Below are 13,083 nucleotides of genomic sequence, written 5' to 3'. Positions count from 1 at the left end.
ATGTGTTTAAAATTTGATAATAATAGGGCATACTTCTTCCCTATAGGTTTTTTTTTCATAACTTTGAAAAATCTAGAAAGTTAGTACTAAAATCAATTTGCTGTTGTGTCAGAGTACTGACTGTGATAACCGGGTTATGTTGGAGCATGATCCGGTTAATTTTTACATTCCATTTTTTATCTCATAGGCATTCTATTTTATAGTTATTAGATTTAAATCGTTATTTTTGGTATAACTGAATTTATGTTCTATCTGCAAGACTTTCAATACTTGCTCGATACCATCTTTTGTTCTGAACTTACCGGAATACCGACTGTTTAAAAATTTCTTATTGTGAGTCTCTATATTGATGTCGTAGTATAGTTTGAGTTTCTCAATAATTGTTGCAACCGATTCATTGTTGAAACAGATGAGTCCCTCTTTCCATCTGAAATAATCATAGTCGGTAATATTGTTTATAATCAGTTTGTTGTTTTTTAATTTGATGTGTTCTTTCTCTTTCATCCGATAGGTGGATGAGAGGTTGGGCGAAGATAATTCTATACATCCTCTTAATAATGATACTTCAAAATCAGAAGAATAGGAAGTTACATTGAATTCTGTGCCTAAGACCTGTATGTCCATTTGACGAGTTTTTACAATAAAAGGTTGTTTTTCATTATGAACAACGTCAAAATAGGCTTCCCCGTTTAATTCTACCTGACGGTTTCCTTTTCCAAAACTGACAGGATATATAAGTTTACTATGTGCATTGAGCCATACTCGTGTACTATCCGGTAAAATTAACTCGGCACGTTGTCCGGCAGGTACATATAGTGTCTGATAGGTAATAATACTTTCTTCGGTAGTGTTTGTTTCGAATAATTTCGTGCCTCCCCAGAATATGATCAGTATAGCGGCTATTTTGGCCAATTCATAGCCTATTTTCCGGAAAGAGACAGTCCTTTTCTTCTTTTGGTTATCGGCCCGGTTATCCGCTTGATTCAGTAGAGAGATATCATTTAGTTTATGTAATGCCATAAATTCCCGGACGTTATTTTCATCTGCATCTAACCAATCGACTACGGCAATGATTTCTTCCGGGTTGACATTTCCTTCTACGTATCTTTGTAATATCTCTTTATCCATATAGGCTTACTAGTGTGTATTATTTTTGTCTTGTATAGAAAAGACAACACAAGTTCAGAAATCCCTAGTAGGAAAATGAAATATTTTAAACAAAAAGAGCATCCCGTGAATCAGAGATGCTCTTTTTTGTTTTACTGTTCCTTCTTTACCGGCGGATAATCCAACGTATAATGCAATCCACGGCTCTCTTTTCGTTCGATGGCCTGGCGCATGATTAAATAACCTACATTAATCATATTACGCAGTTCGCAGATATCTTTCGAAGCTACCGAGCGTTTGAACAGGCTCTCCGTTTCTTCATAAATGATATCCAGACGATCCCAGGCACGTTTCAGGCGCAGGTCGGAGCGGACGATGCCAACGTATGTACTCATGATTTGTCCCACTTCTTTTACGCTTTGGGTGATAAGGACCATTTCTTCCAGAGAGGTCGTGCCCTCGTCGTTCCATTCCGGGATGTTTTCCTGATACTTCAATGAATCAATGATTCCCAAACTGTGCTTGGCTGCTGCATCGGCATAGACAACGGCTTCGATTAGTGAGTTGGAAGCCAGACGGTTGCCGCCATGTAAACCGGTGCAGGAACATTCGCCTACCGCATAGAGACGGTCGATAGAAGAACGTGCATCCAAATCTACCTTGATACCTCCGCACAAGTAATGGGCGGCAGGAGCTACCGGGATATAATCCTTGGTAATGTCGATGCCCAGGCTCAGGCATTTCTCATAAATATTCGGGAAATGTTTTTTTGTCTCTTCCGGGTCTTTGTGTGTAACGTCCAGATATACATGGTCATCTCCGCGGGTATCCATCTCGTTTTTGATGGCACGTGCCACAATATCGCGGGGAGCCAGTGAAAGACGTTTATCATACTTCTGCATGAACTCTTTTCCGTCCAGTGTACGCAAAACGCCGCCGTAACCACGCATCGCTTCCGTAATCAGGAAGGAAGGGCGGTCGCCCGGATGGTACAAGGCCGTTGGATGGAACTGTACAAACTCCATGTCCTTAACGGTTCCTTTTGCACGGTAAACCATCGCTATGCCGTCGCCTGTGGCTACCAACGGATTGGTCGTTGTCTGGTAAACGGCACCTACACCGCCGGTTGCAATCAGCGTTACCTTGGAAAGGAAGGTGTCGATTCGTCCGTCCGGGTCCATGATATAGGCGCCGTAGCATTCTATATCCGGTGTCTGGCGGGTGACGGTGACACCCAGATGGTGCTGCGTCAGTATTTCGATTGCGAAATGATTCTCAAATACGGTGATGTTGGGGTGCTTTTGGATGGCTTGAATCAGGCTATCCTGTATTTCGGCACCTGTATTGTCTTTATGGTGCAGGATGCGGAATTCGGAATGTCCCCCTTCACGATGCAGGTCGAAGTTGCCTTTCTCGTCCTTGTCGAAGTCTACACCCCAACTGATTAGCTCTTTGATTTGCTGAGGGGCGTTGCGTACGACCTTTTCCACGGCATCGCGGTCGCTGAGCCAGTCGCCGGCTATCATTGTATCTTCAATATGTTTGTCGAAATTATCAACAATCAGGTTTGTTACCGAGGCGATGCCTCCCTGAGCGAAATATGTGTTAGCTTCTTCCAGATTAGTTTTGCATACCAGGGCTACTTTTCCCTTGCTGGCAACTTTAAGTGCGAAACTCATTCCTGCAATACCGGAACCTATCACTAAGAAATCGAATCTTTGTACCATAAGACATTACTGTTTAGACCGCCAAAGTTAGGAATTAACTTTTATGGTTGTACCCTTCGATGCCCCCTTTCCTTATAAATAAGGGCGAAATAGGCATTCTTTTGCTATTTTTAAAAGAAAAGCCATAAACATTCGCTGACTTCCCCTGTTTTAACTACGCATTGGATATCCGGCTTATTATTAATACTTAAACGTTTTGAAATATGAAATCTAAAGTTTTACTGTTAGCTTTGGCCGCTATGTTGGCAGGCGGGGCTATGGCACAAGATTGTACATTCTTTTTCCCTACGACAAAAGGTACTAAACTGGTGAAAAAGAGTTATGACGGCAAAGGAAACCTGTCAGGTGTAATGACTTATGTAGTGGATGAGGTGGAAAGTAAACAATCCGGCCTGGAAGTCGAAGCCGATTACGTGTTCGTCAATAATGGCGGAACAGTTATCGACAAAGGCGAACTGGAGGCTTTTTGCCAGGATGGCGAATTCTTTATGGATATGAAAGAGGTGCTGTCCAATCCATCTTTTGTTACTACAACGAATACCGCAGTGGCAGCTACCGATGCCGTAATCAATTATCCGAGCGTAGCGCAAGGAGCATCTTCGGATGATGTTTATTTCGACGATGCAGTCATCAACATTTATTCAAAGAAGAATCGTAAAGACAGAAAGAACATTTCGATTTACGACCGCGAATATGTGAAAACCGAAGAGATTACCACTCCGGCAGGAACATTCGATTGCACGAAGGTGAAATTTAAAATCAAATCACGTTCCCCGAAAGAAACAATCGAAGGTTACGGATATGAATGGTATGCTCCCAATATCGGGGTAGTCCGCACGGAACAATACAATAATAATAATGTATTGCAATCTTACTCCGTACTCGAAGAAGTAAAATAAGTAAAATATATTCCTTTTTGGAATTGTTTGACCGGTTTAAGTGGATACGCTGTTGCTGTGAAGCGGCGGCGTATTTTCTTTTCCCCTGTCAGCTCTCTTTCCTTCTGTTTTTTTCTTTAAATTGGGTTGGAGTCATTCCTTTGACTTGTTTAAATATGGTACTGAAATACCGTTGATAAGTGAAACCTACTTCATAAGATATTTCCGATATGGTCAAATCCGTTTGTATAAGCATCAAAGAGGCTTTCTCTATCCGGATTTTATTAATGTAATCGTTAACGCCCATACCGGTAAGAACCTTTACCTTATTATATAAGGAAGCACGGCTCATGGTCATCTTTTTCATCAGATAGCTTACATCGAGGTCCGGGTTGGCCAGGTTATTATCTATCAGTTCATTCATCTTCGACATGAAATGTTCGTCTGCATTGCTGATTGTGGCCTCCTGTGGCAGGAGCAGGGTAGAAGATTCCTTATATTTTTGTTTGATGGCTTCCCGGCTTTTTAGCAAGTTAAGAATGATAGTCAGCAGGAAGTCTAACTCAAACGGTTTCGGGATATAAAAATCTGCACCGAGCTTATACCCTTGTTCGGTACTTTCCTGGTCGCATTTGGCTGTCAGCAGAATGATGGGGATATGGCTGATTTCAATATCGTTCTTTATATTCTTACAGAGTTCATAGCCGTCCATTTGGGGCATCATGACGTCGCTGACGATGATATCCGGTTGTTTGGCTTTCGTTATTTCCAGGGCGGCAAGACCATTTTCTGCGGTATAAACCTGCTTGAATATATCTTTGAACGAATCTTTCAGGAAAAGCCGGAGTTCATCTTTATCTTCTACGATGAGTAAAGAATATCCTGCACAAGAAATTCCGGTCGCGGACAAGTCTAACGGTATAGATAAATTTTCTTTGTTTTCTGTTTCCTGTGTTTCCTGTTGTCCGGACGTTGTACTTTCGGGCGATATGGGTAACTCATAATAGAAGGTTGCGCCTTTATCCGGATTACTATATGCACCTATGTGTCCTCCGTGCATTTCAATCAATACTTTGGCATAAGACAGACCGATTCCGCTACCGCTTTTATTGTGTTTGCCCTGATAAAAACGGTTGAAGAGCTTCCGGGGGTCGACATTCTGTAAGCCGATACCCTGGTCTGCGACGGCGACTCTGACGTAGTTACCCATCAGTTGGGTCGATACTGTTATTTGTGTTTCCGGTTCGCAGAATTTAAGGGCATTCATCAGAATATTGGAAAAAATAGTTTGGCATTTCCATTCGTCGAACCAGATTGATTCAATCTGAGTATCCAGCTGATATATCAGCTGGATACTCTTTTCCTCTAATTCAGTTTTGAAATCTTCGGAGACGGAGACTATCCATTTATTTAACGGATGAGGCTGTTTTTGTAAAGACTTCTGTTCCGTTTTGATGCGGTTTAGGTCGAGAACCATGTTAATCAGGTTTTTCATTTTTCTCGACTGTTTGTAAATAGTATTTAACTGGCCGTGAATAACTTCGGGATTCAGATTTTCATGGCTGGTGTCGATAAGTCTTTTCAACGGAGCGTAAATGAGTGTAAGGGGAGTCCTGAGTTCATGGCTTATATTGACCAGGAACTGTATCTTTTCTTCGTTCATGGCCTGCTCATGTTCTTTCATTTCCCATTTCAGTCGGTTTTCTTTTTTCTTCAGGATAGTATATACCGTAGCAGTAATGATTCCTATGATTAACAGGATTGCGCTGACAATAAAAAGATTGCTTTTATACCAGGGCGGGGTGATATGGAGTGTGAGTATCTTTTTGGGCTGGCTCCATATCCCGCTTTTCGTATTGTAGGATGCAATAATCGAATAACTTCCCGGGAGTAGTACCGGCAGATTTAATTTGTTGTTATAAGATTCGATGTATTGTTCGTTTGCCCCTTCTATTTTGTAGCGGAACATTGTTTTTCTGAATATATCTTTCTGGTTTATATTGAACACGACCGATAGAGATGTGTAATTCCAGGGAACCGTAATTGACCGTTGGGTTGCATCGAACTCTTTCAGATAAGTGCTTCCGTTGAATAGAATATCGGATAAATTTATTTCAGGTTGGAGGTCATTATTGTATGAGATATTCTTATCTATTTTTACCAGTCCGTCGGTTCCTGCCAGGTAAATGTTATTTGTTTTGGACTGTTCCTGATACATAAACAGGATTTCATTCGGCGAAAATCCATCGGATTCGCTCCAGATAATAAATCTCCCTTCATCGATAACATACGAAAAGAGCATATTCTGTGCACCTATCCAGAGACGCCCTTTATCGTCGAGGAAAAGATAAGACACGTTATTGAAAAGCCGGGTATTGATCCGGTGCAATACTTTCTCATTCAGATTGTAATAGCTGAGTCCCTGGTCGCTTCCTATCCAGACGGTCCCTTTTTTATCATAACAAAGGGTATGGATAGTTTCGCTTGGTTCAGTGGTGAATAGAAGGGATAGGCTGTCGTTCTTCTGTAATGTCTGTAAGACATAATTCTCTTTTATCATAAAAATAAGTGAATCGTCCGCATAGGTCAGGTTCAGCGCTTCCAGGGAGAAATCGGTTTCTTTTGTTTTTATGGTAGAGAAGGTCTTTGTCTCAGGATAGTAGATACGTGCACTGAGCGACAGAATATATATTTTGTCGTTGCTGACTTTATGCGCCAGGGGCATAAAGCCGTAATAACATTCTTCTGTATTGATCTGGTCGTTGACAATGGTAAATGGGGTGTATTTCCCCGTTTTTTTGTTGAAAACAACTATTCCCTGATTGAATAACGAGACCAGAAGCTCCGTGTCGGATAAGCCGGTAATGGAAGTCACCTTATCGCCGTAGGTGGAAGTAAATTGTTTGAATGTATCGGTAAATGGGTTGTATACATTGATTCCTCCGCCGTCTGTTCCTATCCATAAAAGACTGTCATTGTCTTCGTACAGGCTGGTGATGGCTTTTTCACTTAATCCGTTGGTGTTGTTTAAGGCAACGTCTTTATACGTCCTGATATAAGTTTCCTTGATTCCGAATATGCCGCCTCTCACACTACCGGCCCAGAGATTCTTTTCATTATCCATATAAAGGACAGTAATGGAATTGACGGGAAGCGAATTTGCATCTCCCGGAATATGTTGTAAGACGGTAAAATCTTTTGTGGCGGGATGATATATATTGATACCTCCGCCGTCGGTTCCTATCCATATATCCCCGTCTTTCTCCAGGATGCTGAGAATGATATTATTACTGAGTTTGGAGTTTTCGCTTTTGTAGTGGGCTATCAGTTTCCCTTTCGGGTCGTAGCAGAAAAGTCCCTGCCTGTAAGGGGATAGGTAAATATATCCTTCGGCGTTGATAAAAATGGCGGATACTGTATTGGTAAACGGCAACGAGTCGTCTTTATAAATCTCGTTTGTCGTATAATTATAGGTGAGAAGCCCATGCTTTTTTGTGTTCAGCAATACCTTATCCCCTTCTATGTTTAATATGCTGAGGATGGAATATTCTCCGGCTTCCCGTAAGTGATTTTCTGTATTGAGATGAGTACGTTCAATATTTTTGTTCTGATAATCAAAACGATAAAGTGTTTTTTCTCCTCCGAAAAGAATCCCTCCGGGTATACAGAGATAAGAAAATATCTTTTCTTTTATAATCGGGTCGAAATTGTTGTAGTCGGGATTATATTTAACCAATCCCTTATTGGTGGAAACCCAAAGATTATTGAGCGAATCTTCTGCAACAAATTGTATATAGTTGCCGGGAAGTGAATATTTATTGTCTTTTTCGTTGAAGAAACTTTTCAGTTCATGCTGGTCGTAGCAGTTTAATCCAGACTTTGTTCCTATCCATAGTATTCCTTTATGGTCGCATAAAATGGAGTTGATGCTCGATTGTGATAATCCCTGCTCGATTGCTATTTGTTTGAAATAATAGCTGGCATTGTTGCTCCGTCCGGTACCGGGTAAAAGACAGAGTAAAATAATGTATACAATATGTGGAAAAAACTTCATAATCTAATTTTACTTTTTTTACAAATATACAGCTAAACAATGAATTTCCCAACAGGTAAAATAGTATAGATTCTAAAATCATATTCAAAAGGCTTGATTATTATTTATTGATAATCAGATGTTTGTACAATAGAGGAATACTTTTAGACAGGATTTGACGCCCTTCTTGAAAGCAGACTATACATTTGTCAGCATATCTTAAATTTAAAATCAGATGAAAAAAAATGTAATTATTATGCAGAAAGGACCACCTCCGGATAATAAACGGACTCTTAGAAAAATGATTGGTGATTTTGACTTTAAACTAAAAATACGATTAAACTTATGAATCAAGTACAGGCTAAGTATAAGCTGGTAGGTAGTCCCCTTCAAAAGGTCGGCGTACTGTTGCTGCTTATTTTGTTTATACGACCAGATGTACAGGCTGAGGCTAACAGTCCAGCTCTTGCTTCCGGTCCGGATAGTAATGTTCCGTCTATAACCCAGCAAAGAGAACAGAAAAAGCTGGTGAAGGGAACAGTCAGTGACGACACTGGCGAATTGATGATAGGAGCCACGATTTCTATCAAAGGAACGACTCAGGGAGTTCTTTCTGATATAAATGGAAATTATGAAATTGAATGTACGGATAATGATATTCTTCAGGTCTCTTATCTGGGTTATACGCCTCAGGATATAAAAGTCGGTAACCGGAAAGTCATCAATGTTGTTTTGGCTTCCGACAATGTTCAGCTGGAAGAGGTACAGATCATCGCTTATGGAACTCAGAAGAAGTTGACTGTGACCGGCTCTGTTTCTTCGATAGACACAAAAGATTTGTTGAAATCGCCCACGTCTAGTATCGGTAATATGCTGGCCGGCTCTGTTTCGGGTATTTCAACCGTTCAGTATAGCGGACAGCCCGGAGCTGAAGACCCGGAAATATTTGTCAGAGGTATTGCTTCTTTGGATGGCGCCCGCTCACAACCATTGATTCTGGTGGATGGGGTGGAACGTTCTTTCTTCCGCATGGACCCTAATGAAATAGAGAATATTACTGTTTTGAAGGATGCTTCGGCAACGGCCGTATTTGGTGTACGGGGTGCGAATGGAGTTATCCTGGTAACGACACGTAGAGGAAAAGAAGGACGTACGGAAATATCGCTGTCTTCTTCGGTCGGTATCAGTGAAGCGATGCGTGTTCCGGAAATGATGGGGAGTTATGACCATGCCAAATATTTCAATGAGATGCAATTGAGCGACAATCCAAATTTAGGTCCCAACGATTTGAGATTCTCGCCTTATGTATTGGATATGTTCCGGACGAATGCCGATCCGATCATGTTCCCGAATACGAACTGGGAAGATTTGATGTTTAAGAAAGCATCTTTACAAACACAGCATAACCTGAATATTTCGGGGGGAACGAAAGATGTGAAGTTTTTTATTTCCCTGGGTTATCTGTATCAGGATGGTTTGCTGAAGAGATTTTATGAAAGTTATAATCCGAACTATAAAAACAACCGTTATAATTACCGGGCGAATCTCGACATTAACGTAACTAAGAGCACTACTTTGAAATTGGGGTTGGGCGGACGTCTGGAAACAAAGAAAGATCCTAAGTTCGGCGAACAAAACAATTTATGGATGGAGATTCTCCGTGTGCAGCCATTCTCCAGTCCGGGCTTTGTAGATGGAAATCTGGTTCAGATTAAAAACCGTTATATCCCGATGACAATGCGTAACCTGTTCTCCATGTATTATGGAAAAGGATATACAGAGGCTTCGCAAAATACGATGAATCTGGATATGGATTTAACGCAGAAACTAGATTTTATCACCAAAGGTCTTTCTTTTAATATTAAAGGAGCTTACAATACCTCTTATACGGGAAGTAAATCATGGAACGGCTCGATGGAATCGTATACTCCGGTCTATAAATCCAGTCTGACCGATCCGGGATTGGCCATTGATGATCCTAATTTTGATCATACGATTGTGTATCAACTTGAAGGTACAGCGAGTGCTTTGTCTGCGTCGGAAGACTGGAGTACCAAGACGCGCGACTGGTATGTAGAGGCCAGTTTGCGTTACGACCGTACTTTCGGGGATCATAAAGTCGGCGGCTTGCTTTTGTATAATATGACCAAACAGTATTATCCCAAGGCTAATACGGATATCCCGAAAGGATATTTGGGATTGGTTGGGCGCGTCACTTATGCTTATAAAGATCGCTATCTGGTCGATTTCAATGCCGGTTATAACGGTTCGGAAAACTTTGCACCGGGTAAACGGTACGGATTTTTTCCGGCGGCCTCACTCGGTTGGGTGATATCGGAAGAGAAGTTTATGAAGCAGGTAGATTTTATCAGCTTCCTTAAATTAAGAGCTTCTTACGGTCTGGTTGGTAATGATATATTGAATGAATATAAACGTTTCTTGTATTTGCCGGACTCATATTCAGCCAGTTCGGGCGGATATTATTGGGGAGTGAATACGCCGCAGGCTTATCCGGGTGCATCGGAACTGATTCTGGGAAATCCGGATGTTACCTGGGAGAAGGCTGCCAAACAAAACTACGGCTTGGATATGAACCTGCTGGATCAGCGTTTGAGTTTCTCTCTGGATGTATTTTTTGAGAAACGTAAAGATATTCTTATCCAGCAAAATACAGTTCCGGGATTCGTTGCAGCCGACCTGCCTGCTGTCAATTTGGGCAAAGTGAACAATAAAGGGTATGAAATCTCTTTGGGATGGAACGATAAAATTGGCAGCAAGTTTCGCTACTGGTTGAAAGGAAATATCTCTTTCTCCAGAAATGAGATTGTCTATAAAGATGAAATTCCACAGAATGAACCTTATATGTATGAAACAGGACGTTCTATCGGTTTGAATTACGGATATGTCTTCGACCGTTTCTTCGAGGCAAAAGACTTTAATGAGGATGGTTCGACTATTACCGGAATCCCAGCACAATCGGGAACATTTAAGCCTGGTGATATTTTGTTCAAAGACCTGAATAATGACGGAGTAATCGACGGGGATGATAAAACTTATTTTGGTTATGGAGAAAATCCCGAATATATATTTGGCTTGAATGCCGGATTCGAATATAAAGGTTTTGACTTCTCGATGAATTGGACAGGGGCAACTAACGTTTCCAGACGTTTGGAAGAAGACTTTACCCGTCCGTTCAATACCGGTGACGCTCCCCTGATGAAATGGATGGTCGAGGAACGTTGGACAGAAGAGAAAGGGCAATCGGCCCAATTCCCGCGTTTTACCCAAACCAACAGAATGCATAACTCGCAAATGTCGGATTTCTGGGTGAGAGATGCTTCTTATTTGCGTCTGAAGAACCTGGAGGTAGGATATACGTTGAATGCGGATGTGTTGAAGAAAGTCGGTATCCAGAAACTCAGGGTGTTTGCCAATGGGTATAACCTGCTGACATTTGACCATCTGGGATTTATCGACCCGGAATCAAAAATCAGTAATAAGAACAAGTATCCCAATACGCGTATTTACAATTTTGGAGTGAATGTAAATTTCTAATGATACAAATAGTATGAAAAGATTATTAATACCTATATCTATAATAGCCGCCTCTTTGTATTTCGGTTCTTGTAACGACCTGAAAATAGGCGATGATTTTCTGGAAAAGGGTCCGGGAGCTGATGTTACCCTGGATACGATTTTTGCATCCAAGCAGTATGCCGAACGTGCTTTGGCTGCGGCTTACAGGCATTTGCCCTATGGGGTTATGTACAGTTGGGATGCTGCTGAAGACAAACTGGGAGTAGACTTGCTTGAATCGACAACCGATCTTTGCCAGTCTTACCTGGGATGGGGATGTGGTGCGGAACGTCATTATTATAACGGACAATATAATGCATCGGTTGCCGATACCTATGATGTAATGTATGCTTACACAAAAGAACGCAGTTGGGAAGCCATCCGTAAGGCATATATTTTCCTGGAAAATGTAGACAGGGTACCGGATATGACAGCAGAAGAAAAGGCTATCCGTAAGGGTGAAGCCAAGATGGTGATAGCAGTACAGTACACTCAAATGATGCGTCATTTTGGCGGCTTGCCTTTGATTGATAAAGCTATTTATCCGGGTGATGACTATAATTATCCGCGTGAAACCATTGAAAAGACAGTCAATTTTATCATCAACTTGTGTAATGAAGCCGCTGCTGTACTTCCCTGGCAGGTATCGGTGGAAGAAGACGGGCGCTTTACCAAAGCTGCTGCACTCGGATTGAAGGTGCGTGTTTTATTATTTGCAGCCAGTCCTTTGTTCAATGACGGCCAGCCTTATCTGGATGGCGAAGCCAGTACGAACCTGATGGTTTGGTATGGAAATAAATCTGACCAACGCTGGCAGGATGTTGTGGATGCCTGTAAAGAATTTGAACAGGCTAACAACTCGGGTTCTTATTACTATCAGTTGGTTGAAACGGGCGATTACCGACAGGATTTTCAGGATGCATGGTATAAAAGAAGAAACGGTGAGGTGCTGATATCTACTCGTGTAGCTTATACTTGTCCGGATATCTGGAATGGAGATTTTTATTTTATGCAGTCGGCTGGCTGGTATGGTTGTAGCTGTCCGACATTGAATTATATGGATATGTTCGGTAATGCTGACGGTACGTCTTTTAATATAGATTGGGATAATATACCGCAGGGCGTCAATCCGTTCGAAGGCAGAGACCCCCGGTTGTATGAGACTCTTGTTATTAACGGCGACAAATGGCAGGGGCGTACAGCTGAAACCTATATCGGTGGGCAAGAACAGAAAACGGAAAATGATACGCGTTGCCGTACCGGTTCCGTTATGCGTAAGTTCCTTCGTGAACATGATTATGCCACTCTGACCGGTTCGGTTATTCACTGGCCTTATTTGCGTCTGGCTGAGATTTATTTGAGTTATGCAGAAGCTTTGAATGAACTCGGACGTACGGGCGAAGCTTATGAGTGGGTAGACAAAGTCCGTGGACGGGTCGGCTTACCGAAGTTGCAGCGTAATCTGTCACAGGAGCAATTCCGTGAAATGGTACTGAATGAACGTGCCGTGGAATTTGGTTTTGAGGAGATCAGATGGTTTGACCTGGTCCGTTGGAAACGTGCGGAAGATTTTACCAAACCTCTGTACGGTGTAAAAACCTGGCGTCAGGCAGACGGTTCTTATAAATATGAAAAATGGCAGTTGGCCGAACGTTACTGGAAGAAGAACTGGTCACCTAAATGGTATTTGTGTGCATTCCCGCCTGAAGAAATTAATAAAGGTTATGGATTGGTCCAGAATCCGGGATGGTAATTCATTTGA

At 41.7% G+C, this 13,083-nt stretch carries 6 protein-coding genes; 3 read left to right on the top strand and 3 right to left on the bottom strand.

Annotated features, from left to right (window positions below; genetic code table 11):
- Positions 1–192: 192 nt before the first annotated feature.
- The gene (locus tag NBH14_RS00360) at positions 193–1,128 is read right to left on the bottom strand and encodes a FecR family protein (RefSeq protein ID WP_128133374.1); all 936 of its coding nucleotides are present in this window, start codon (positions 1,126–1,128) and stop codon (positions 193–195) included.
- A gap of 131 nt (positions 1,129–1,259) precedes the next feature.
- Complete coding sequence (gene nadB / locus NBH14_RS00355; RefSeq protein WP_129697152.1) at positions 1,260–2,834, bottom strand: L-aspartate oxidase; 1,575 nt, start codon at positions 2,832–2,834, stop codon at positions 1,260–1,262.
- Positions 2,835–3,037: 203 nt separating this feature from the next.
- Between nadB and NBH14_RS00350 the strand changes: the two genes are divergently transcribed.
- Positions 3,038–3,733, top strand: coding sequence for a TapB family protein (locus tag NBH14_RS00350; protein WP_186957883.1), 696 nt, complete (start codon positions 3,038–3,040; stop codon positions 3,731–3,733).
- A gap of 88 nt (positions 3,734–3,821) precedes the next feature.
- On the opposite strand, the gene NBH14_RS00345 is transcribed toward NBH14_RS00350, so the two are convergent.
- The gene (locus NBH14_RS00345; protein WP_186957882.1) at positions 3,822–7,766 is read right to left on the bottom strand and encodes a two-component regulator propeller domain-containing protein; all 3,945 of its coding nucleotides are present in this window, start codon (positions 7,764–7,766) and stop codon (positions 3,822–3,824) included.
- Positions 7,767–8,090: 324 nt separating this feature from the next.
- Between NBH14_RS00345 and NBH14_RS00340 the strand changes: the two genes are divergently transcribed.
- A complete protein-coding gene (locus NBH14_RS00340; protein WP_186957881.1) occupies positions 8,091–11,300 on the top strand; it encodes a SusC/RagA family TonB-linked outer membrane protein in 3,210 nt (1,069 codons plus the stop codon).
- A gap of 13 nt (positions 11,301–11,313) precedes the next feature.
- Positions 11,314–13,074 carry a RagB/SusD family nutrient uptake outer membrane protein gene (locus NBH14_RS00335; RefSeq protein ID WP_186957880.1) on the top strand — a complete coding sequence of 587 codons (1,761 nt, stop codon included), beginning with the start codon at positions 11,314–11,316 and terminating at the stop codon, positions 13,072–13,074.
- The last annotated feature ends 9 nt before the right edge of the window (positions 13,075–13,083 follow it).

Origin of the sequence: Parabacteroides caecihominis (assembly GCF_023656785.1) — a bacterium.
Taxonomy (GTDB): domain Bacteria; phylum Bacteroidota; class Bacteroidia; order Bacteroidales; family Tannerellaceae; genus Parabacteroides; species Parabacteroides segnis.
The sequence above is the reverse complement of the archived record's forward strand: the minus strand, read 5'-3'. Positions and strand labels throughout refer to the sequence as shown.